14 protein-coding genes are annotated in these 23,834 nt (G+C 42.7%); 2 read left to right on the plus strand and 12 right to left on the minus strand.

Annotation, left to right across the window (positions count from 1 at the left end; genetic code table 11):
• Window positions 1-354 precede the first annotated feature (354 nt).
• The 6 genes from V7K31_RS13805 to aroF all read right to left on the minus strand — a co-directional run bounded on the left by V7K31_RS13805 (window position 355) and on the right by aroF (window position 7,914).
• Window positions 355-465, minus strand: coding sequence for a hypothetical protein (locus V7K31_RS13805; protein ID WP_335094895.1), 111 nt, complete (start codon window positions 463-465; stop codon window positions 355-357).
• A gap of 128 nt (window positions 466-593) precedes the next feature.
• A complete protein-coding gene (gene trpB / locus V7K31_RS13810) occupies window positions 594-1,841 on the minus strand; it encodes a tryptophan synthase subunit beta (protein ID WP_335094896.1) in 1,248 nt (415 codons plus the stop codon).
• 42 nt (window positions 1,842-1,883) lie between these two features.
• Window positions 1,884-2,690: a tryptophan synthase subunit alpha gene (trpA, locus tag V7K31_RS13815; RefSeq protein ID WP_335094897.1), complete on the minus strand. Its 807-nt coding sequence runs from the start codon at window positions 2,688-2,690 to the stop codon at window positions 1,884-1,886.
• 168 nt (window positions 2,691-2,858) lie between these two features.
• On the minus strand, window positions 2,859-3,701 hold the full coding sequence (trpC, locus tag V7K31_RS13820) for an indole-3-glycerol phosphate synthase TrpC (RefSeq protein WP_335094898.1): 843 nt from the start codon (window positions 3,699-3,701) through the stop codon (window positions 2,859-2,861).
• A gap of 572 nt (window positions 3,702-4,273) precedes the next feature.
• A complete protein-coding gene (locus V7K31_RS13825) occupies window positions 4,274-6,460 on the minus strand; it encodes an anthranilate synthase (protein ID WP_335094899.1) in 2,187 nt (728 codons plus the stop codon).
• Window positions 6,461-6,810: 350 nt separating this feature from the next.
• Window positions 6,811-7,914 carry a 3-deoxy-7-phosphoheptulonate synthase gene (gene aroF / locus V7K31_RS13830; protein WP_335094900.1) on the minus strand — a complete coding sequence of 368 codons (1,104 nt, stop codon included), beginning with the start codon at window positions 7,912-7,914 and terminating at the stop codon, window positions 6,811-6,813.
• A gap of 669 nt (window positions 7,915-8,583) precedes the next feature.
• On the opposite strand from aroF, the gene V7K31_RS13835 reads away from it, so the two are divergent.
• Window positions 8,584-9,780, plus strand: a complete 1,197-nt coding sequence (locus tag V7K31_RS13835) for an MFS transporter (protein ID WP_335094901.1) — start codon at window positions 8,584-8,586, stop codon at window positions 9,778-9,780.
• On the opposite strand, the gene V7K31_RS13840 is transcribed toward V7K31_RS13835, so the two are convergent.
• A complete protein-coding gene (locus tag V7K31_RS13840) occupies window positions 9,745-9,936 on the minus strand; it encodes a hypothetical protein (RefSeq protein ID WP_335094902.1) in 192 nt (63 codons plus the stop codon). The genes V7K31_RS13835 and V7K31_RS13840 overlap by 36 nt on opposite strands.
• A 233-nt stretch (window positions 9,937-10,169) precedes the next feature.
• Between V7K31_RS13840 and V7K31_RS13845 the strand changes: the two genes are divergently transcribed.
• On the plus strand, window positions 10,170-11,027 hold the full coding sequence (locus tag V7K31_RS13845; protein ID WP_335094903.1) for a lysophospholipid acyltransferase family protein: 858 nt from the start codon (window positions 10,170-10,172) through the stop codon (window positions 11,025-11,027).
• Window positions 11,028-11,102: 75 nt separating this feature from the next.
• Here V7K31_RS13845 and V7K31_RS13850 read toward each other — a convergent pair whose 3' ends face one another.
• From V7K31_RS13850 to V7K31_RS13870, 5 genes are all read right to left on the minus strand, one after another.
• Complete coding sequence (locus tag V7K31_RS13850; RefSeq protein WP_335094904.1) at window positions 11,103-11,363, minus strand: MoaD/ThiS family protein; 261 nt, start codon at window positions 11,361-11,363, stop codon at window positions 11,103-11,105.
• Window positions 11,364-11,564: 201 nt separating this feature from the next.
• Window positions 11,565-13,103 carry a hybrid sensor histidine kinase/response regulator gene (locus tag V7K31_RS13855; protein ID WP_335094905.1) on the minus strand — a complete coding sequence of 513 codons (1,539 nt, stop codon included), beginning with the start codon at window positions 13,101-13,103 and terminating at the stop codon, window positions 11,565-11,567.
• Entirely contained in the window at window positions 13,103-19,087 is a 5,985-nt protein-coding gene (locus V7K31_RS13860; RefSeq protein ID WP_335094906.1) for a hybrid sensor histidine kinase/response regulator, read from the minus strand. The genes V7K31_RS13855 and V7K31_RS13860 overlap by 1 nt, the downstream gene beginning before the upstream one ends.
• Window positions 19,088-19,692: 605 nt before the next feature.
• Window positions 19,693-20,994 carry a hybrid sensor histidine kinase/response regulator gene (locus V7K31_RS13865; RefSeq protein ID WP_335094907.1) on the minus strand — a complete coding sequence of 434 codons (1,302 nt, stop codon included), beginning with the start codon at window positions 20,992-20,994 and terminating at the stop codon, window positions 19,693-19,695.
• Window positions 20,991-23,825: a CHASE2 domain-containing protein gene (locus V7K31_RS13870; RefSeq protein WP_335094908.1), complete on the minus strand. Its 2,835-nt coding sequence runs from the start codon at window positions 23,823-23,825 to the stop codon at window positions 20,991-20,993. The genes V7K31_RS13865 and V7K31_RS13870 overlap by 4 nt, the downstream gene beginning before the upstream one ends.
• Window positions 23,826-23,834 lie beyond the last annotated feature (9 nt).

Below are 23,834 nucleotides of genomic sequence, written 5' to 3' on the forward strand. Positions count from 1 at the left end.
TTAGACTTGTAGCATTTTGAAAACAAAGATTCTCAGGTAAAAGACAAGCCGGTTCAGTTAAGCCAAAAAATCATTCTAGAAACAAAGCAAAAGCAACGTTTCTACAAGCCTAAAATCAATAGGAACAATCCTTAACTGAACAATATTCAGGTAAAACGTGGTTAAACCATTATTTTATTGTCCTTAACGAAGACGACAAAAAAATTGGGGAAGTTTTGAAATGACAATTTTTAGTAAACAAAACTTAGTTAATAACCTTACCACCAATTAGCGAATAAAAGATAAAAATCAGGTAAAAAATCTATTATTTGATTTTTTACTTTTACGTAATTCAGTGGTAAGTTCTAGTACATCTCATCCTGCTATAGTGCCGAAAGTTGCCCCCAAATGTTTTACCCATTTGCGGTAGGTAACAGTAGCGCGATCGCTTGGCAAATGATATTCAGCTTGCAAGTCTAAGGGCAAACGTAGTGGTTTTTGGGATTCTACAGCTTCAACGTCTTGCTGAATAATTATATGTGTGAAGCCCTATGCCAATCATTTTTGAGAAAATCATTGCTAACCATTTTTATTGACTCCTAATTAGTTTGGATTTATGCAGGATGGAAAAATTTGGCAACCGTTTGCACATCTTTGTCACCACGTCCCGAACAGTTGATGATAATTCGGGGGCTACCAGTCAGTTGTGGGCAAAGGGTTTCTAGGAAAGCGATCGCATGGGATGTTTCCAATGCAGGGATAATTCCTTCCAATTGTGAAAGGCGTTTAAATGCTGCCAATGCCTGTTGGTCGGTGATGCTGTAATATTCAGCACGTCCAGTGTCCTTCAAATAACTGTGTTCGGGACCTACACCGGGATAATCTAATCCAGCACTGATAGAGTGGGCTTCAATAATCTGACCATCCTCATCTTGCAAAAGATAACTCATTGCTCCGTGTAAAACACCGACGCGACCAAGTGTCAGAGTTGCGGCGTGTTTCTCAGTATCCAGTCCTTCACCCGCCGCCTCAATGCCGATCAGGCGTACAGATGGTTCCCCGAGAAACTCATGGAACAGCCCAATCGCATTGGAACCGCCACCAACACAAGCCAAGAGAATATCTGGTAGTCCGCCCCATTTTTCCTGAGATTGAGCGCGAGTTTCCTGGCCGATTATTGCTTGAAACTCTCGCACCATCATTGGGTAGGGATGGGGACCAGCAACGGAACCCAAGATATAGTGGGTGGTTTCCACATTTGTCACCCAATCCCGAATCGCCTCGGAGGTAGCATCTTTCAGGGTTCCGGTTCCTGCTTCCACGGGACGGACTTCTGCACCCATCAACCGCATCCGAAACACATTCAGAGCTTGTCGTTCCATGTCGTGGATGCCCATGTAAATCACGCACTCCAGACCAAAACGCGCACAGACTGTTGCCGTTGCTACACCATGCTGACCTGCTCCGGTTTCGGCAATAATCCGTTGTTTACCCATGCGTTTAGCTAGTAATACCTGAGCTAAAGCGTTATTAATTTTGTGAGCGCCTGTATGGTTTAAATCTTCACGTTTTAAGTAAATTTGCGGACCAGTGCCATCCGGTCTGGCGTAGTTCTGAGTTAAGCGTTCGGCAAAATACAGGGGCGTGGCGCGTCCTACGTAGTCGCGCAGAAGATTTTGCAGTTCGGTTTGGAAATCGGCATGATGGCGATAGTGGTAAAACGCTGTTTCTAACTCGCTTAATGCGGGCATCAAGGTTTCCGGAACATACTTGCCGCCAAATTGACCAAACCGACCTAGAGCATCAGGTTGCTGATTCAACTCTGGAGTAGAGACATTAGCAATTTGTGTGTTTATTAACATGGAATCTCCTTAAATCAGTTATCAGTTATCAGTGAACAGTTATCAAGCACTCAGTATTGAGACAGATGTCTTCAAATCGCTACAAAAATCTCCTATAGCTCGCAACCCTTGATAGGGTGTGGTTTCTCCCAAGCGCTGTACAAAGGCACTACCCACAATCACAGCATCTGCTCCCCACTCCTTCATCTGATAAGCTTGTTTTGGGCTAGAAATGCCAAAACCAACACCAATGGGCTTGTTTGTCACACTACGGATTTCACTGAGTACATCCTTAACCCGCGTTTGCACCTGGGAACGCATACCTGTGACACCTGTGACACTTACTAAGTAGATAAATCCACGGGATTGACGAGCGATCGCCTGAATCCGCTCTGAAGAACTGTTAGGAGTCACTAACAATGTGACTTCAACCCCCACCGCATCAGCTAACTGGAGCAAATGACCTGCCTCTTCTAAGGGCAAATCGGGTACAACTAAACCCTTGATTCCGGAATTTGCAACTTGCTTGAGGAACTGCTGCACACCCAGATTTAAAATTGGGTTGTAGTAAGTAAACAGGATAATAGGCGATCGCAAGCCACGAGTTACTGACTGCGACATTTCCAAAACATCAGCTAAACGGGTTCTCTTTTTTAAGGCACGGGTAGCAGCCGCTTGAATTACAGGCCCATCAGCTAATGGGTCAGAGTACGGAACTCCCAGCTCAATGAAATCTGCACCGCTTGCATCCAAAACTCTGAGGGCTTCCGCTGTATTTTCCAAATCAGGGTCGCCAGCTGTAATAAAAGGAATCAAAGCGCACTGGTTTTTTGCGCGTAAATATTCAAACTGTTGGGAGATAGATGTCATAGTGATTAACTAATGAAGACTTACAATTAATACATAGGAGAGAGGAAGAAAGAAATATGCACAATTCCAGATTTAAAATGAACGATTTTGCATCTTTACTTTTGACTTCTTAAAACCCCTACTAGGAAAGACGCTGCGCGAACACAAGTTAACTTTATTTATGCCGATCTACTTAATTTTGAGTTGCTTGATAGCTTGCTCTAAATCAGCTTGCTTAACCAAGGATTCTCCAATCAACACAGCTTCAGCTCCTGCCTGGGCAACAAAAGCTAAATCAGAAGATGTGTATAAACCAGATTCACTTACAACCGTAATATCTAAGCTACTTAACTTTTGCTGACGTTCTGCCAACAGGCGTTGAGTTGTTTCTAAATCAAGGCTAAAATCTGCCAAATTGCGGTTATTAATCCCAATTAATTGCACATTTGCTAACTCTAGCACGCGGTCAAGTTCCCCTAAGGTATGTACTTCTATTAAGGCAATCATCCCCAAATCACGAGCAATTTGGAGAAAATTTTCCAGAGTTTCATCTGAGAGAATAGCAGCAATTAGTAAAATTGCATCCGCTCCATTGACTCGTGCTAGATAAATTTGATAAGGGTCTATAATAAACTCTTTGCACAGTAGTGGCAATGTTACACTAGTTCTAATTACCCGCAAGTTTTCAAAACTGCCCTGAAAAAATTTCTCATCTGTCAACACAGAGATACAATTAGCACCACCTCGCTCATATGCTTGAGCAATTTTTACAGGATCAAACTCGGCACGAATTACTCCTTTACTTGGTGAGGCTTTCTTTACCTCTGCAATAATGCTAGGTTTTATGGGACTTTGCCGGAGAGCATTCAAGAAATCTCGCGGCAAAGAAGCAAAACTTAGCTGAAGTTTTAAATCTGCTAAAGACAATTGCTCAATCCTTTGGGCAACTTCTTGTTGTTTGTACCAAACAATCTCTTCGAGAATATGACGTGGTTTGGTGGATTTTGTAGTTACTTGGTGATAATTCTGCATCTTGTTTATGAGCAAACAGTTGTAATTTTAAGAGGATGTTTTAAAAGTCCTCTTCTTGGTAATAAAACGTTGTAGATCCACCATTATCCCCCTTGTAAAGGGGGAATTTGATTCCTGGTTCCTCCCTTTCTAAGCTATCCATTACCCGGATCTTTGTTAATATTTGTGAGAGTATTCACTCACGTTTTTTATAAGCCTGATTCGTTCGTTGTTCATTCTCAATAAAAACCTAATTTTAGCGAGAAGACAAAGAGCTAATTTGTCAACTATGCCTTACACCTCAGTCTTCATGATACTTATTAAACAAGCATTTCAAGATTGTAAAGTAAAGATGTGACTAATGGATAGCTTTCTAAGGGGGGCTAGGGGGGATCAATAAGTACACAGATCAGGCAGGGCGCAATACGCTTGGGTTAGCGTTAAAAATCTTAACCTGCGTAGGTTAGGTTGAGGAATGGATGCTGTTGGCGAAAGTGTTACAAATGCTCTGAATCTTGGTTGTGATTTAGATGCGTTTGCCCTACTGCACAGATACAGCCAACCACTTTTCAAACAACCTCTGAGGGAGGAATTTATTTATGAACCTTCTGCCTTTCTGCGGTGAATGCAAAGACTACGTTTTTGATAATTTCTAAACCTACTCCTCCAGCCAATGTCATGATGGATTCTGGATGGAACTGTACGGCAGCAATTGGTAGTGTTTTATGCTCAATGCCCATAATCACACCATCTTGGGACATAGCTGTGACTTTGAATTCTGAAGGTAGGCTCTCAGGTAGGGCATATAATGAGTGGTATCGACCAACTTCAAAGGATGGCGGTAAGCCATTAAACGCCACAGAATCGGTATCTATGATCGAAACCTGAGACACCTTACCATGCTGGGGATAATCGAGAACTCCCAACTTGCCACCGTGAGCTTCGACAATGCTCTGCAATCCTAAACACACACCAAATAAAGGGATTTGCCGCTTTTTGCAGGCTGCAATTGTCTCAGTAATCCGGAAGTCATTGGGTTTGCCAGGGCCGGGAGATAAAACAACTAAGTCTGGTTTTTCTGCATCAAAGACTGATTCTGCAAAACCATGCCGTAGTGTTGTGACTGTGGCACTAGTTTGACGGATGTAATTGGCTAGGGTGTGAACAAATGAGTCTTCATAGTCAATTAGTAAGACATGCTTACCAGCCGCTGAATTGACTTCTGGATGGTCAGTTGATGTTTTTGCGTCTGCACTCTTATAATTGACTCGGTCAAGTGTTTTAAACAGGGCAGTAGCTTTAGTGATTGTTTCCAGGGCTTCCGCTTCTGGATCTGAGTCATAAAGAACTGTTGCACCAACTCGCACTTGTGCAACTGAGTCTTTGAGCCGAATCGTCCGGAGAATTAGACCAGTATTCAAGTTGCCTTTGAAACTTAAATATCCCACCGCGCCACCATACCAACGTCTGGAACTATGCTCTTGCTGTTCGAGAAACTGCATTGCGGAACGTTTTGGGGCCCCTGTGACTGTGACTGCCCACAGATGAGTCAGGAATGCATCCAAGGCATCAAACTCTGGTCGCAGTAGACCTTCCACATGATCTACTGTATGGATCAGATGACTGTATAATTCGATTTGGCGACGACCAATGACTTGCACTGAACCAGGCTCACAAATCCGCGATTTATCGTTGCGGTCTACATCGGTACACATGGTCAGTTCAGCTTCGTCTTTGCTTGAGTTCAGCAGCTTCTGGATTTGCGCCGCATCACCAATTGCATCTATTCCCCGACGAATTGTGCCACTGATTGGGCAGGTTTCTACACGTCTACCCTCTACACGCACAAACATTTCTGGTGATGCACCAATCAAATACTCACCACCTAAATTAAAGATGAATCCGTAGGGACTGGGATTAATCTCCTTCAGTGTGCGGAAAAGTTCAGTTGGAGATTTTTCGCAGGATTGAAAGAAGCTTTGACTGGGAACAACTTCAAATAAATCGCCGCGACGAAAATACTCAAGTGCTTTCGTCACATGCTCCTCATATTCACCTGAGGCATGGTCGGAGTTTTTGGTAACACTCAAACGCTTACCTCGGTAATCCATCACCTCACCGGTGCGAGGCAAATCCCTAGTGCTAGCATTCTTGGTGACAAAATCATACTGCAAACGAAATGCTGTTTGCTGGTGGTAGTCAACAACTAACAATTCATCAGGTAGATATAGCACCAAATCTCTTTGGTCTGATTCACGTTCCAGAAGCTTTGGCATTTGCTCAAACTGGAAAACCAAGTCATAGCCAAACGCACCATAAAGTCCCAAATGTTCATCTTCCTGGCTATAGAAGGCAGATAATATCTCACGAACCACACTGAAAACTGATGGTTGTCTGCTGCGTTCTTCTTCTGAAAATATACGTTCCGTTGGTCTGACGGAGCCAGTGATCTGATTGTTATCTTTATTGACAGCTTGAAGGTATGGTTGGTGCAAGAGAAGTTCTGCTAGATAATCCAGTAGTACCTTGCCTCGCTCATTATGTGCAGTAATGGTAAAACTACGATCGCGGGTGACAAGTTCTAAAGGTGGATTGACAAAACCCATGGCCCATCTTTTATAGCGTCCAGGGTATTCGTAGCTACTTGCTAGCAAGCCTCCGCGTTGGGAATCCAAACGCACTAAAACCTCTTCAATCGCTACATCTATAGATGTATTATTCACCGAGCGCGATACAAATATTCCACCTTTGGTTGTATAGCAGTGTGTATCAAAAAACATTATTAGTTACCTCTTGAGCCTGATTGAAAAAATCATTAACAGAATCGTTTGGCTAGTTGGCGACAGAGTTTCATGCAAGACACTGGTTTTATATCAGTGATCGGTAAGCAATTATTTCACTGCTTACTGATCACTGTTTTAGTTTGTGTTCTTGGTGTATCTTACGAGAAACCCATAAAAGTTATGCAATATAGAAATTCGCCATTAGCAGTTTAGGATGAATCTCTCAGCCGAGTGGGGTGACAAAATAGTCTGAAAAACTTATGAGATCAAATGTATAGCAAGCAATGTGTGGTGAAACAAATATTTGATCTTGAAGAAATGTTTCGAGACTTGAAGAGGGCGATTAATCATCCTAATTTTAGTGTGCGCTCTGGGCGATCGCTATCACTTCTGGCAGAATTACTAAACGCTGATTTATAGCCACGACCAAAGTATTGGGCTAGAGGAGCAATTTCTTGCATTAATTCCATAAATGCCACAGGTGTGAGAGACTGAGGGCCATCTGAGAGTGCTTTCTTCGGATTGGGGTGAACCTCAATCATCAAGGAATCCGTGCCAGATGCTACAGATGCTTTCGCCATTGTTGGTACGTATTCAGAGTAGCCAGTAGCATGACTGGGATCAATCATGATTGGCAAATGCGTCAGCTTACGCAATACAGGTATTACAGATAAATCCAGAATATTTCTGGTATATTTTTGATCAAAGGAGCGAATTCCGCGTTCGCACAAAATCACATTGGGATTACCAGATGCCAGAATATATTCAGCTGCCATCAACCATTCTTCAATCGTTGCAGACAAACCCCGCTTGAGCAGAATTGGTTTACCTGTAGCGCCTGCTTTCTTCAACAAGGGGAAATTCTGCATATTGCGGGCACCAATTTGTACCACATCTGCAATTTCCGCAACTTTTTCTAGGTCAGCTGTATCCATCACTTCTGTAATAATTCCTAAGCCTGTAGCTTCGCGAGCTTTTGCTAACAGGTGCAGGGCGCTTTCTCCATGTCCTTGGAAAGCATAAGGCGAGGTACGAGGTTTGTAGGCTCCTCCTCGAATAAAGCTTGTGCCTGCGGCTTTTACTACCTGGGCTGTTTCGATAATCATTTCTTCATTTTCGACGGAACAGGGGCCAGCTACTATTACTAAAGGATGATTTTGACCAAAGGTTATTACCCCATTAGGAGTTGGTACTGCTACCTCACTATATTCTCCATTACGAAATTCTAAACTTGCTCGTTTAAAGGGATGCTTGACTCGTAAAACCTGTTCAATAAAAGGGCTTAGTTGTTGAATTTTTTCGATATTTAAACCCGCAGTATCCCCCACCAAACCAATCACCACTTTGTTGTTGCTCTCAATGGTTTCTGGTGTGAGGTTCCAATTACGGCATTCTTGGATTATGCTCTCAATTTCTGCTGATGGAGTATGGGTTTTCATGATAACAATCATTTTGTTTTTCTCCTGATTTTTGGTTGTGCTTAGTGTCTTTGTCAGCCTAAATAAGTTAAGCGTTTTGAACTAGTACAGCACGGCGGAAATAAACCACCCATTCAAAATCAATGAAACGCTTATGCTATATTCATTTTGAATTTTGAATTTTGAATTTTGAATTCATCTCTGCGGTACTAGCTTTTTGGCTTCTAAATTTTTATAGAGGTAGGGAGCCATGGTTTATGCACAGGAGTGAAAAATTTATGCAAGATGGCAACCCAATCCCTAGCTGTCTAATTGGGATGCCAGAGCTTGAGACTCAATCACAAAGAGAAGTTCTTGATGTTGATTGAGTAAACCTTGTATCCCACATTCCGCACTTCAATCGGAAAAATACCCACATCAGTAGGCAAAATAAAAACCATTCCAACCAGCAACTGGGCTTAGGATAATTAAAGGTTTGGGAAAGAATTGTTTTAGCTTGTCTGGTTGGGGGGCATTAATTCTAAAAGGCTGCTCTATTTGCATGACGACTCGCACGCTTTTTTTTCTAAATAAAAATTACCGAAGAACGGGAAACAGAGAAGGAGTGAAACAAGAGTTCCTCTCTTACTTCCTCAGCCCTTCCCCTTCTGCAAAAAGTCTATTCTAAAAGTGCGAAAACTCAAACTAGAGGAGAACATAGGAGTGGGCAGATTAGCAAAAGATATAACAGGCAAGACACCTGTCTCATTAGGACTGTTGGGCGCTGCTGCCTTCATGGTGGTTGCTGATGCACGGGTGATTGACCCCCTACTGCACATCATGGCTGACGAGTTTAAAGTGGGCGTTGGCAGTGCTGCGGTGATTATCTCGGCATACACGATTCCCTACGGGCTATTTCAGTTAGTCTATGGCCCACTAGGCGATCGCATCGGCAAAATTAAGGTAATTACAGTCGCACTGGCAGCATTTGCTGTCGGTACGGCTGTTTGTGCCTTTGTGTCAAATATCGTCTTACTTACCTTACTGCGGTTTCTCACAGGGATGGCTGCGGCTGGGGTCATCCCTGTCACCCTAGCTTATATTGGTGACAACTTTCCTTATGAAAAACGCCAAGCTGCGATCGGTAAGTATTTAAGTGCCTTGGTGTTGGGTCAAATCCTCGGTGGTAGTTTGGGCGGCATCTTTGGAGAATATATCGGTTGGCGTGATATCTTTCTCTTATTTGGAATCGTCTCCCTTACCATTGCTGGACTTCTATGGCGGGGAACGCGCCATAGAAGCGATAGTCAACGTCCCCAAAGTCGCGTAGGTAGTATCACATTTCGACCTTATTATCAACTATTGACCCAACCGATCGCCCGGACTGTAATTATCGGGGTGTTTGTGGAAGGCTTTTGCCTATTTGGAGCATTTGCTTACATCGGCGCATTTTTGCGCGATCGCTATAGTCTAAGTTATGTAGCGATCGGGTTTATGCTCAGTGCTTTTGGATTGGGTGGACTGATTTACAGTCGCTCAGTTAAATGGTTTGTCAGGCGACTGGGTGAAATTGGTTTAATGGGCGTGGGAGGAGGCTTGATGTCTATCAGCTTCTTAGCGATCGCATTGTTACAAAACTGGATACTTTTTATCCCCTTAACTATTTTAATGGGATTGGGCTTTTATATGATGCACAGCACCCTCCAGACCAAAGCCACTGAGCTTTCCCCGGAAGCACGAGGTACTGCTGTTTCCCTGTTCGTTTTCAACCTGTTTGTGGGACAGGGAATCGGCGCGGCAGTATTTGGTAAAATTGTGGATAACTTCGGTTACATTTATTGTTTTATTGTGGCTGGTGTTGCGATCGCTCTGCTTTCTGTTTGGCTAGTCAAGCAGAAGCAAAACAGCGATGAAAGCTAAATACATCATTTCATAAATTTCTAGGAAATTAAATTTGGCAATACCCTGCAATGTTAATGCGTAGGCTAGCATTGTTAATGTGTCGGATGGCATTGTTAATGCGTAGGCTGGCATTGTTAATGCGTAGGCTGGCAATGTTAATACATCAGCTTGCATTGTTAATGCATCTCAATGCAATGCCAATGCATTCCCTTGGAATGTTAATGTCTTCCCCTGCATTACAGCTATTTTCGGGTAAATAGACCACGCAGTAAGGGCACAGCATTGCTATGCCCTTACGACAGATGTGGTTCAAATACTTGAATTCTGCATTAAAAACGCGACGTTTTTACGCAAAACTGTACTAATAAGGATTGTTTGACCTTTGCCAATCCTGTTAAAATGCATCGATGTCAAAAAAGCAACATCTCTTAAACAAAAAATCCGGTTGGTCTTTGGATGAGCGAGATCCAAAGTTCATAGAGTCTCTGATGCCCCTGTTGGGCTTTTTCTATCACTACTATTTCCGAGTTCAAACTAGTGGCTGGGATAATATTCCACCCCAAGAAAAAGTCCTATTTGTCGGTTCACATAACGGGGGACTCGCTGCACCCGATATGACAATGGTAATGTACGACTGGTTTCGACGATTTGGTGTAGAGCAACCCGTTTATGGTTTAATGCATCCCAAAGCTTGGCAGGTTAGTCCACCACTAGCGCAACTGGTCGCCAAGGCTGGAGCAATCATCGCTCATCCGAAAATGGCTTACACTGCTTTGCGTTCTGGAGCTAGTGTGCTAGTTTATCCAGGTGGAGCCGAAGATGTCTTCCGACCGCATTATTTACGTAATAAAATCTATTTTGCGGGGCGGCAAGGATTTATCAAGTTAGCGTTGCGGGAAAATGTGCCGATTGTGCCTGTGATTTCCTGGGGTGCTCACGATACACTGATTGTGATCGGTGACTGCTACAAAATTATGCAGCAACTCCATGAGTGGGGGATGCCTTGGCTGTTTGGCATTGATCCAGAAGTTTTTCCGATCTATCTCGGACTGCCTTGGGGATTAGCAATTGGCCCGTTGCCCAACATTCCATTACCTGTGCCCATGTACACGCGGGTTTGTCCGCCAATTGTATTTGAACGCTATGGTTCAGAAGCAGCCAGCGATCGCCACTATGTGAATGAATGTTATGAATTAGTTGTTAGTCAGATGCAGCAAGAGTTAGATCACCTAGTAAAGCTAACTGCTAAGTCGAATAGCAAGTGAAGAGTTATAAGTTTTGAATCTTTAACTCCTAACTCCTAACTCCTAACTCCTAACTCCTAACTCCTAACTATTTTGCTAGCCGCCGCTAACTGGTGGAATCAGCACGACTTCATCCCCATCTTGAAGTAGGGTATCTGGTTCGACAAATATTAAATTAATCCCAAAACGGGTGATGTCACGCCATTGGGAGAGCTTGGGATGTTCGGCTATGAGGCGATCGCATACTGCTTTGACTGGCATACCATTGGGAAATTCCAGCACCAGCTCCGAAACCCTAAAGGCTTCTTGATAAGCAGCGAACAGTTTGACCGTAACGGTGATTGCAGATTTAGACATACAACATGCTTTGGCAGTACCAGCAAGTAGTTTAATACTTCACAAGCACCCTGAACTCTTGGAGTTTATTATACATTACTAAGTACATGATTTCACATCTAAATCAGAAGCTCCCCTTAACCCTTCGGGTATAACGGCAGAGAACGTCACATATAAAATGTCTTTAATTTGGAATTGTTAGCCCTTTCGGGTTCAGCTAAACTAATCGCAGCCAAAATGGTAGGGTGTCGCCAAAGCCAATTCTAGAGGGTGCGATCGCATCGGAATTTTAATCATAAACTCTGTCCCTTGCCCAGGTGCTGAAAGGCACGTTATCTGACCACCATGTTTGGAGACAACAATTTCTTGACTAATCGACAAGCCTAAACCAGTGCCTCTACCTACGGGTTTTGTTGTAAAGAAGGGGTCAAATAGGCGATCGCGTACTTCCTGTGTGATACCGAGGCCAGTATCGCCAATCCAAATAGTCACAAACTCATTGTCAGTTACTTCGGTGCGAATCCGAATCGTACTGCGGCAAAAGTAAATTTCCTGGGGCGATCGCTCTTTGTCATACTCCTCCACAGCATCAATTGCATTGGCCAATAAATTCATAAACACTTGGTTGAGTTGTCCTGCATAACACTCCACAAGTGGCAGGTCGCCATACTCTTTAACGAGTTGAATACCTAGTTGGTTAGAACTGGTTTTAAACCGATTGTGCAAAATCAGCAGCGTGCTATCTAACCCAGCGTGAATATTCACTGGCTTCATTTGGGCTTCATCCACACGAGAAAAAATCCGTAACGACTGAATAATTTCGCGGATGCGGTCAGCACCAACCTTCATCGAACTCAGCAATTTAGGCAGGTCTTCACTCAGAAATTCTAAATCTATCGCCTCAGTCAGCTTCTGAATTTCGGGTAGCGGTGAGGGAGTGTAATTGCCATAGAGGTTTAAGAGGTCGAGCAAGTCTTGGGTATATTGAGAGGCGTGAGTCAGATTCCCATAGATGAAGTTGATCGGATTGTTAATTTCATAGGCGACACCCGCCACCAATTGTCCCAGACTAGACATTTTTTCACTATGAACCAGTTGGCTTTGAGTTTCTTGAAGTTGGCGAAAGGCAAGTTCTAGCTGATTGGCTTGTTCTCGATAGCGTGCTTCTGATTCTTGCAATGCTTGCTCTGTAAAAATGCGCTCTTGGATTTCCTGTTGCAGCAGCTGATTAGATTGCTCAAGTGCAGCCGTTCTTTCTTCCACCCGTTCTTCTAACTCAGATGTCAGTTTTAAAAGGGCGTTCTCTGCCTTAGTTCGCTCTTGAATCTCCTGCTCCAGATACACATTTTGCTCTTGCAGTCTTTTAGTCAGATTTCGGATGCTTAAATGGATTTTGACACGGGCTAAAACCTCTTCATGCTGAAGCGGCTTAGTGATGTAATCCACTGCCCCAAGATTCAACCCTCTGAGCTTATCCACCGTCTCAGAAAGCGCCGTCATAAAAATCACGGGGATGTCTTTAGTTGATTCTTTAGCTTTCAAGTGCTGGCAAGTTTCAAACCCGTCCATTCCGGGCATGAGTACATCTAATAAAATTAGATCGGGAAGAGCATATTCGACCTGCTCAATCGCATCCTCACCATCCTCCGCCACCAACACTTGGAAGCCAGAATCAGCCAAGAAATCGAATAACACTCCTAAATTTGTCGGATTGTCATCAACGATTAAGATAATGCCATGTTCCATGTTTGAAATACTCATTAATTTGCCCCTACCTTTTTTAGAATTTCACGAATTTTTTTAACTTGAAAACCTTTAGCTAATTGACGCAACTCTAAAGAAAAAGGTGCATATTTAACATCCAATTCTTCCAAGTGAATAACTTGCTCCACAATACCTTTGAGATCGCCTTTCATTGCTAAATTCAACAGAGATGTAATTTCCTCTGCCGAGGGAGCTACCAATGATTGCTGAGTATTTTCTTGTTGATTACCTGTAGATACTTGACTTTCACCCTCTTCATAAATCCATTCCAGTTCTAAGTGAAGCCGTAGCTTTTCTAAAAGCTCTGTTATCCGGATTGGCTTAGGTAGAAAATCATTGCAACCTGCCTCTTTACTTTTGTTGAGATCGAAATCAAAAACGCTGGCAGAAGTACCAATTATTATCACATTCTTTAGCTGAGGCGATCGCCTCAGCCGACGAGTAGCTTCCAAGCCACTCATTTGAGGCATCATCAAGTCCATTAAGATACAATCTGGATTCCATTCAGATGCCTTATTCAAACAATCTTGACCATCTATCGCTTCCACAATTTCAAATCCTAAAGGCGATAGCATCTTGACCAAAATTGAGCGATTTTCTGGTCTGTCATCTGCCACGATAACTTTCCGTTTATAACCTTTAAAACCTTGGATATTTCGTTGTTCTTCTTTAAGAATATCAGCGTATTGAGAAACTTCAGGCAAATCTAAATCAAAGAAGAAAATGCTCCCTTTACCGAAAGTACTCTTCACCTGGATTTTGCCACCCATCATCTGAACTAATTGGCGGGTAATTGCCAGTCCCAATCCCGTTCCTTCTGCTTTGCGACTCTGATCTCCTACCTGGTGGAACGGCAAAAATATCTCTTCTAATTGCTCTGGTGCCATACCAACTCCTGTATCTTCCACCTGAAAGCGAATTTTACCTTCGTGATAGCCGACTTTGAAAGCTACGCCTCCAGTTTCGGTAAACTTAACGGCATTGCCCAGTAAGTTAATCAAAGCTTGGCGCAACCGTTTTTCATCAGCCTTGACACCTGTAGGAAGTTGAGTAATTTGTTCAAAAATTAAGCAAATACCTTTTTGGTCAGCCCGGATACGGCAGATTTCGGCAATGCCTTGTAGAAATTCTGGAAAATGGAAATCCGTTGGATGGAGTTCCATTTTCCTCGCTTCAATTTTTGAGAGGTCTAAAATGTCATTGATTAGGTTCAAGAGGTGGTCGCCACACTGATAAATAATACCCACATTATCTTTTTGTGAGTTGGTTAAACTTTTGTCTCGTTTGAGGATTTGAGCATAACCTAAAATCCCATTAAGCGGTGTTCTCAGTTCATGGCTCATGTTAGCGAGGAAATCACTCTTGGCCCGGTTGGCAGATTGTGCAGTTTCTTCTGCTTTTTGCAGATGCACATTTTTTTCCTGTAACTCTAGAGTTCGTTCTTGGACTTTGACTTCTAAACCAGTGTTGGCTAATTTTAAGTCTTTATAAAGACGAGCATTATCTATAGAAATCGCCGCTTGAGAAGATAACAGTTGTAATACTTCTAAGCGATCTGATGTAAATGCGCCAATGGTAAGATTATTTTCTAAATAAAGGATGCCACTAAGTTTTCCTTGATGGATGAGCGGGGTACATAAGACGGATTTAGGTTGATGAGTAAGTATGTATGTATCTGTGGTAAATGTTCCCTTACAAGTCGCATCACTTAGTACAACATTTTCTCTGGTTCGGGCTACATAGTTAATCAAGGAAATTGGTAGCTGCTGACTAGTTGATACTGGGATTCCTTGTAGCACAGTTATATCGTTTTTGTCTACTCCTTTTGATGCTTCTATCAGCAATTCTCCTGATTTTTCTAAAATTAGGTAGCCTGTTTGAGCGCCAGCATTTTCTAGCACAATTGTCATTAATTTAGATAGCAACTTGCCCAAAAGTATTTCTCCAGAAAGAGCTTGAGATGCTTTGATAACTGTGGCTAAATCCAGCAAATCTGAAGCACTTTCACCCGTAGAGCTAATTATCCGAGTCACGTCCGTACTGATGATTTCTCGCTTTGATATCCGAAATAGTTGAGGATATCTTTTTTCCAAGTCTTTAACTTTTGCCTTCGCTCCCCAGCGACCATATCCATAGTAGGCATCGTTGAGATAGATGTTAGCAACCTTCTCTCTGCCACAGGCAAAATAAAAATCTGCTGCTAGTTCCGAGGCTAGGGCTTCTTCTTGAATATATCCATGTTCTCTGGCTCCATTTATTGCTCGGTCATAAAACGCGATCGCTTTGATATCTTGTTCTAATACTCGCGCTTTTTCTGCCTCTACTAAATCATACTTATGCTGATAGTTGGCAGGAGAATGCAACGCCCATTGCTTCATTTTTTTCTGATGCGCTGCCACTTGACTGAGATATTGTTGGCGTAGCTTGCCGCCGTAGGCATCGCTTTTTGATGCGGTGCGATATAAAGCCAGAAGAGTCAGAGAGTAGTAGAACTTATGTTCGGCTTTGTACATCAGCCCTCGTCCGCCTTGTTCGTATTTTTCTGCCACCAAGGCATCCTCAGCAGCGCGATCGTAATTTTTAAATAAATAACCTAGAATCAATTTAGAAACATAGATAGGATAAATAGCCATATAATTATTGCTATTTATCAGAATTGGCAACATTTGATTTTCATCAAAACTTTCACCGATTAATTGATATGGTTCCGGCGATTTTTTAATTAAATTTAACCCTGTTTGTCGAATTATCTTAGCATAAATTGTTTGAAACTCTTGCTTATTTTTTTGCATCAAAGCGATATAGTGCGCCTGTTTATGGAGAACTATTTCTAGATTTTCACCGATAAAAAACAAATGCGTACAATAGAAACAAGCCGAATAAGAAGCATATTCTAAATCTCCTGTTTCCAACCCTCTTTGGACACCCTCAAGCAACGGTTCTATAGTATTAATAGCTGGCTCTTTCCAATGCCTGATAAAATAATTAAATGTTTCATAGATTTTCGCTGTCATTTCCTTAGCATTGAATTGATTCAACAGCTTTAAGCCTAGCTGACCGAATTTATAGCCAGAATCCATGTCTTCAAAAGCGCCACATAATAACATTCCATAAAGTACATATGTATAAGCTGATAAAGGAGAATTTCCATCTTTGAGACAGAGATTGGTCATTTTAAAAACAACCTGTGGATAAAGTTCAGGAGCTACAATATAAACCGGAGGAATCAGATTTATCAAGACTCGCAGTGCAGCTAATTTATAAGCATCAGTCATTTCTGGCAATTCTGCTAAATCCTCAATCTGTTTCCCTCCTAAATTCAATCTCGTCAATCTCCTTGGGGGTTTAACTGATAAAGGCAACCCTAGCATTTTCAACACTTGCAGCCCGGTATTTAACGCGGCTTGCATTTGGTTTTTAGCAATATAAAACTGCATTTTTGTCTCAGACACCTGGACTCGATCAAGCAGGGTTTTTGCCTGTGCCAAAACTACATCAGAAAGCATTTCTGCTCGCTCGAAGTTGGTGTTGAGAAATTCTACTGCTGCTGTTTCTACATAGAGGTTGAGTGTTAGGTTGTACTGACACTCCCAACTATTTGCTGCAAGGAGTCCCAAACCTGCATTTAAATACTTAACAGATGATTCATATGCTGTTGCTGCTTTCGCTTTCTGTCCAGCGATAAGATTGAGTTGAGCCAGCCTATCTTTTTGAGGTTCTTGAGTGATGAATTCAGCACCAATATTCAATTGGTTAACAATCTCAAAGATGTTTTCTTGAATGTCCGTTTCTGAGGTATGTTTTAGTAGTAATTCACCGATTTTTAGGTGAGTCTGTTTTTTCTGGTCATCTGGGATGAGAGAATAAGAAGCTTGCTGCACTCGGTCGTGTAAAAATTTATAGGTGATCGGTGATGAGTTATGAGTAATCAGCGATCGCCTGTTCTGAGTCTGCATTTGTTCGGAGTCAAAAACAAGCGGTGTTTTATATGAATTATTTAGCGGTAGAACCAAACCTGATTGCAAAGCTGACCACAAATCTGCTGCTGTTTCTGACTGAGATGTTTTATTAATAATCGCCAACATATCTAAACTAAATTTGTCTCCAATGCAGGCGGCAAACTTCAACACATTCTGCGTTTTAGCAGATAGCTTTTGAATTTGACTAACCATCAATTCCACAACATTATCAGTTATGTTAACTCCCTCAATAACCTCAATATCCCATTGCCAAAAACCGCGATCAAAGTCAAACGATAACAAGTTATCCTGATCAAGAGATTTGAGCAACTGAGTTAAGAAAAAGGGGTTGCCTTGGGTTTTTGTAAAAAGTAACTCTGCCAGTGGCTTTGCCTTTAAAATTTCAGTGCGAAGAGTATCAGCCACTAACTGGTTGACATGAGAGATATCCAAAAGCCGAAGAATAATGTTATTTACGATCGCACCAGTCTGTTGAATCTGCTCCAAGGTCTGAATCAAGGGATGAGTGGCACTTACTTCATTATCTCGATACGCGCCAATTAGCAATAGATATTGACTATCTGGGTCGGTCATAATTAACTGGATAAGCTTGAGGGAAGCTGAATCCGCCCACTGTAAATCATCCAAAAACAAAACTAGCGGATGTTCGGGTTGATTAAATACATGAATGAATCGTTGAAACACCCGATTAAATCGGTTTTCTGATTCAGATGGTCCTAATTGAGGAACTGCTGGCTGCGGGTCAATAATCCGTTCTAATTCGGGAATAACGTCTATAATCACTTGACCGTTGGAGCCGAGGGCATCTATTAGTTTTGATTTCCAAAGAGCTATTTGGTCATCGGTTTCCGTTAGCATCTGGCGCATCAAATCTTGGAATGCTTGAATTAAAGAAGCAAAAGGAATATTCCGCTTGAACTGGTCAAATTTCCCGGATATAAAATAACCTCGCTGGCGCACAATCGGTTTGTGAACTTCGTGAACTAAGCACGATTTACCGATGCCTGAGTAACCAGAAACTAGCATCATTTCCGTAGTACCAGAACTGACGCGATCAAATGCTGCTAATAAAGTAGCAACTTCTATTTCTCGTCCGTAAAGTTTTTGCGGGATGGAAAATTGGCTGTATGAATCTAGCTGACCGACAATAAAGTGGGAAATCTCGCCATCCGTTTGCAACTGAGTGAGACAGGTTTCTAAATCGGCTTTTAGTCCTAGAGTGCTTTGATATCTATCTTCAGCAGTTTTAGCTAACAATTTCATGACAAGATCAGAAATCGCTAGGGGAATTTTTGGATTTAACTCTTGAGGCGGTATTGGTGTTTTTGCAATATGGCAATGAACAAATTCTAGAGGGTCAGCAGCATTAAAAGGTAGCGAACCTGTTAGCATTTGATAAAAGGTAACGCCTAAAGAATAGAAGTCAGTACGGTAGTCAATTGACCGATTCATTCGTCCGGTTTGCTCCGGTGACATATAGGCGAGAGTGCCTTCTAGTAAATTGGGATTGCTGATGTTTTGATTTTCTTTTTCTAAACACGATGCAATGCTGAAGTCGATGATTTTAACTTGCCCGGTTTCTGGGTTAATAACGATATTGTCAGGTTTAATATCTTTATGAATAATCTTGGCTTGATGCAGTTGAGTGAGAGTGGATGCTAGCTGAATGGCTATTGTGAGAAATTCGGTTAATGACAATTGGCGATCGCTAATATACTTTTTCAGAGATTTTCCACCAAAGTCTGCCAAAATTAAGGCTAAACCGTTATGATGATTTTCTAAAGCTAGGGAGTTGACAATTCCTTCTATATCTACTAGCGTCTGTGATATTTTATATTCATGTCTTAGTCGGGTTAGTTCTTCGAGGCTGGGATACTCGGCTTTAAGCGCTTTAACGATCGCAAGGGTTTGATCAGACTGCTTGGAAGCGCGATAAATAACGGTATTGACACCTTCATGCAGAGCTTCAATAAAGTTGTAACCGGGAAGGACAGGTATCATTTTTCTAGGACTGAGTGGTAGGGTGAAGTGGACATGAAGCTAATAGGTAGTATCCACCACTGTCAAATAAAAGGACAATGAGGTGCTATCTTTAGCATTCCCAGCCAGCCATAAAATTCTCTAACGCTAAATAAAGCTCAACATTTTGAAATAAAAGGATTTGCCCTCATCCCCCAACCCCTTCTCCCAGATTTGGGAGAAGCAGGGTGGTTTCATACAAGCAGAGAAAAAATAAAACTGAGTTTAAAAGCCTCTCGACCCTTGTCTAACGGCAGGCTGACGCCAACGGGGAGAGGTTTGGAAGTGGGGTAAAAAGTCATGTCACAAAACGAGAATCAAGACTTATGTATTTTTCTTTTTTCGTATGAAAGCACCCTGTCTCCCAAATTTGGGAGAAGGGGAGCCAGAATTTCAAAATCCCTCTCCCATATATGGGAGAGGGATTTTGGGTGAGGGCAAAAACTCCGGTTCTCAACTTAGATGAGGTTTTATAGTTAAATAAAGATATTTGAGTCTTAGAATTAAGATGAAGGTTAACGTGGGGTAAGTTTTGGCAAAGCCATTACTCGCTATTATGAGGTGGTAAAAATCAGTGTATGCAGATATTACATGGGCAGAGTAATAATAAACTTTGTTCCCTCACCAAGCATTGACAAGCAGTTTATTTGTCCATTGTGTTTATCGACAATAATTTGGTAGCTTATAGCTAATCCCAGCCCGGTTCCCTTGCCCACGGCCTTGGTTGTGAAAGATTGCTCAAAAATTCGAGCTTGCACCTCAGCAAGCATACCGGGGCCGTTATCTTGGATGCATATTGTGACGGTTTGTTGCTGAAGATCAACCGATGTGATAATGGTGATGATGTTCGGGTAAGCAGCAATCTCTTGATAAGAGTGGTTTTGATTGAGTTCATCAAATGCATCAATGGCATTGGCGATGATATTCATGAACACCTGGTTCAGTTGTCCGGGATAGCAACTGATTGCAGGTAACTCACCATATTGGGTTACAACTTCAATTTTAGGCCGATCGCCCTTGCCTTTGAGTCGATGTTTCAACAGCATTAAGGCGCTATCGATTCCTTCATGAATCTGAAACTCCACCTGAGATGAAATATCTGTGCGAGCAAAAGTTCTCAGAGAGAGGCTGATATCTTTAAGACGGGTAATTCCTTGGTGCATTGATGCCAGTAGTTTCGGCAGATCCTCTACCAGATACTCCAAGTCGATTTCTTCAAGAAGCTCTTCAATTTCCGGATCTGGCTGTGGTAGCTTCTCCTGTTGCAGGCTCACTAGCCGAAGCAAATCATTCACATATTCTTCAATATAGGATAAATTCCCACCAACAAAACCAACCGGATTATTAATCTCATGACCAATACCTGCAACCATCTGCCCGATAGTGGACATTTTCTCACTCTGGATCAGTTGTAATTGGGTTTGTTGTAACTGCTGTAAAGATTGAGTTAATTCTGCGGTGCGCTCTTGCACACGTTCTTCTAATGTGCGGGTGAGAAGGGAAATTTTCAGGTGTAACTTTAAACGAGCAATGACTTCTTCGTGTTGGAAGGGTTTGGTAATGTAGTCAACTGCACCTATTTCCAGTCCCGCCACCTTGTCTGTAGAATCGGAAAGGGCAGTCATGAAAATTACCGGAATATTCTGAGTTATAGGATTAGTTTTCAGCCGGCGACAAGTTTCAAATCCATCAATACCTGCCATCATCACATCCAAGAGAATGAGATCGGGACGGGCATATTCTGTTTGTTCGATCGCTGACTCTCCATCTGTTGCCATGAGCGCTTTCCAGCCACACCCTTGAATCGCTTCATATAGCACCTTGAGATTATTAGGATTGTCATCCACCAACAAAATATATATGGGTTTGGAGAGAGGAACAGTGATCATGGACTTAACTCCGTTGTGACAAATGATTTGAGGAACTTACGGATTTTTCCGGTTTGGAAACTGGCAGTGAGTTTGCTCAACTCTGCCCCGAAGGGAGCTAGCTGACTGTTTTGCTCAATTAGCTCTCCTAACATTCCCTCGATCGCCGAGATATCCCCCATCATTGCCAGATGATAGAGTTGTTGTAAAACATCCTGGGATGGTAGAACCCATTCACTACCAGTTACCTGCTCACCTTTGGGAGACGACTGCTGAGGCGAAGATTGGGCATATATCCACTCTACTTTCAACAGCGATCGCAGTTTATTTAGTAGTTCCTCGATCTGGAGGGGTTTGGGCAGGAATGCTGTTGCCCCTGTCTCTACACTTCGCTGGCGATTTGACTCAGAGACGTTGGCACTAGAGACGATAATAGGAATAGAACTGGTTTGCGGATTCCCTTGCAGCTGAACCATTAGCTCAAAACCATCCATATTGGGCATAGCTAAATCGAGCAGAATCACATCTGGATTGTGTTCAGTTGCCACCTGTAGACCATCTTTGCCATCGATCGCTTCCAGGGTTCGACAGCCAATTTCTTGCAGCATACTGGTCAACATAAAACGGTGGTTGCGATCGTCATCGACAATGAGAATCTGAGGCGCACTACCCCGAACCCCGGTAATTTTCTGGGAAATTGGGGCTGCATCTACGCCCGTCGTAGACATCGCACCTCCATGCCAGTCATGAACAAGTGGGACTGCTACTGTCAAATCTAGCCAAAACAGACTTCCTTCGCCCAGGTGACTCTGCACCTGAATTTGGCTCTCCATCAATGCCGCAATTCTGTGGCTAATCGCCAATCCCAAGCCAGTACCTTCAGATCGCTGTTTTGCTTCACCCACTTGCTCAAAGGGCAAAAAGATTTTTTCAAGTTGGTCTGCTGACATCCCAATACCTGTATCTTCAATCTCAAAACGAATCTTGGCGATTCGAGATTGGGAAGATTCTTGCCCAGTCTCTAATAACTCTACTTTGAACGTTACGCCACCGCTATCTGTAAATTTGATCGCGTTGCCCAGCAAGTTAATCAACACTTGCCGCAGCCGTTTTTCATCGACTTCAATCACAAGTGGTAGGCGATCGCTAATTAAGATATTAAATCCAATCCCTTTCTGTTGGGCCCGGATACCACAAATCTCAGTCACACCATGTAAGAAATTGGGCAGATGCACATTGGTTAAAACCAAATCCAATTTTCTCGCTTCTATTTTCGAGAGATCGAGAATGTCATTGATCAGCATCAACAGGTGTGAGCCGCATTGGTAGATAATGCCGACTCCTTCCAGGTTTTTAGCTGTCATGTTTGGCGATTGTTCTAGTACTTGGGCAAAACCAAGGATGCCATTGAGAGGTGTGCGTAATTCGTGGCTCATATTGGCGAGAAATTCACTCTTGGCTTGATTGGCAGCATCGGCAGCAAGCTTTGCCTCAACCAATTCATGAGTTCGTTCTTCGACTTTTGTCTCCAGGGTTTTGGAATAATCTAATAGTTGACTGTTGGCAATTTCCAGTTGGCGATTTATTTCTTCTAACTTCTGCTGTTTATAGGCGTTCGTTGTCGCAATCACACTAACGATAAAAGCGGCTAAGGCGGGTGTTACCGGAATTAAAACACCATGCAAAAACATCCCATAGCCACCCCATACACAGGCTCCACTGATGCCTACAGTTGCCCAAAGAATTTTGCCGCCGGGAATTTGTCGCCCAGTACGCGCACTAGCTAACCACCAACTGCCCCCAGAACCGATGACAGACCAAAAAATAATCCAGAGTGATAGAGAAATGCCAGAAACACCGTGTAGGCTGGATTTTCCGGTTTTTGCCCCTTGTACTAGTTGATGAGCAATATTGGCATGAACAACCACACCTGGAGTCGGTTTTTGAGCAGATACCCAAGAAGAGAAGGGTGTGCTGAAGAAATCATTGGTACTGGAGGCGACTGAACCAATAAATACCATGCGATCGCGCATCAAATCTGCCGGAATTCTCCCTGCTAAAACATCGCGCATGGCAACTGTCCGAAATGCAGCATCCGTTCCATACCAGTTGAGCAGAATTTGATAGCCTCCTAAATCGGCATCGGTATAACCTGCTTCTTGATTTTGCAGTGGCAGGTAAATTTCCTTGCCCAACTGAAACTTTTGCTGCTTGGGGTCAATGCTTTCTAAGCTAATTTTCTCAGCTTCCAGGTACTTTAGGGCTACAAGGGTTGCTAGTCCAGCTTTAATGGTGTTTTTCTCTTTAGCATCTTCAGCTGTCAAAAGCGCACGACGCACAAAGCGATCGCCATCCAACACTAAATCTGCTAATCCTACCTGATCCTTTTTTTTCAATTCCGGTGGGGGATTGACGCGTTCACCGGTAATTTTCTCAACTCCGATTAAATTAGGAGTGTTGCGGAAGACTTGAACAAGTTGCTCATGTCCATTTCCTTCTGGTAAATCTCGATAGAGATCCAATCCGATGGCTCTAGGCTCCTGCGCCCGGATTTTTTCTAATAATTGTGCCAGCGCCCAGTCTGGAATTGGCCATTTACGCACTGATTGGATATCGCGCTCATCGATTGTAACAATCACAATCTCATCAGCGATCGTCAGGGACGTTGGCGTAGCCCGCCCTTGGGATCGCTGACGAACCCATTCGTCACGAATTTTCCATTCCGGTAAATTGAAAAGTCCCAACGATTGCCCAACCATAACCGTCAAGGCAACGCTGGGAGTAATAATCAAAACGCTACGAGTGCGTTGGATAAAAGTCTGGAATCTGCGCCACCTACATATTTTTGCCATACAGTTATC

Source organism: Nostoc sp., from assembly GCF_036917675.1.
Classification (GTDB): Bacteria; Cyanobacteriota; Cyanobacteriia; order Cyanobacteriales; family Nostocaceae; genus Nostoc.

Bases quoted from the DNA above. Each gene is read 5' to 3' on its own strand.
- trpB (WP_335094896.1), bottom strand. From the start codon at position 1,841: ATGTTAATAAACACACAAATTGCTAATGTCTCTACTCCAGAGTTGAAT.
- trpA (WP_335094897.1), bottom strand. From the start codon at position 2,690: ATGACATCTATCTCCCAACAGTTTGAATATTTACGCGCAAAAAACCAG.
- trpC (WP_335094898.1), bottom strand. From the start codon at position 3,701: ATGCAGAATTATCACCAAGTAACTACAAAATCCACCAAACCACGTCAT.
- V7K31_RS13825 (WP_335094899.1), bottom strand. From the start codon at position 6,460: ATGTTTTTTGATACACACTGCTATACAACCAAAGGTGGAATATTTGTA.
- aroF (WP_335094900.1), bottom strand. From the start codon at position 7,914: ATGATTGTTATCATGAAAACCCATACTCCATCAGCAGAAATTGAGAGC.
- V7K31_RS13840 (WP_335094902.1), bottom strand. From the start codon at position 9,936: ATGCAAGCTGATGTATTAACATTGCCAGCCTACGCATTAACAATGCCA.
- V7K31_RS13845 (WP_335094903.1), top strand. From the start codon at position 10,170: ATGTCAAAAAAGCAACATCTCTTAAACAAAAAATCCGGTTGGTCTTTG.
- V7K31_RS13850 (WP_335094904.1), bottom strand. From the start codon at position 11,363: ATGTCTAAATCTGCAATCACCGTTACGGTCAAACTGTTCGCTGCTTAT.
- V7K31_RS13855 (WP_335094905.1), bottom strand. From the start codon at position 13,103: ATGAGTATTTCAAACATGGAACATGGCATTATCTTAATCGTTGATGAC.
- V7K31_RS13860 (WP_335094906.1), bottom strand. From the start codon at position 19,087: ATGATACCTGTCCTTCCCGGTTACAACTTTATTGAAGCTCTGCATGAA.
- V7K31_RS13865 (WP_335094907.1), bottom strand. From the start codon at position 20,994: ATGATCACTGTTCCTCTCTCCAAACCCATATATATTTTGTTGGTGGAT.
- V7K31_RS13870 (WP_335094908.1), bottom strand. From the start codon at position 23,825: ATGGCAAAAATATGTAGGTGGCGCAGATTCCAGACTTTTATCCAACGC.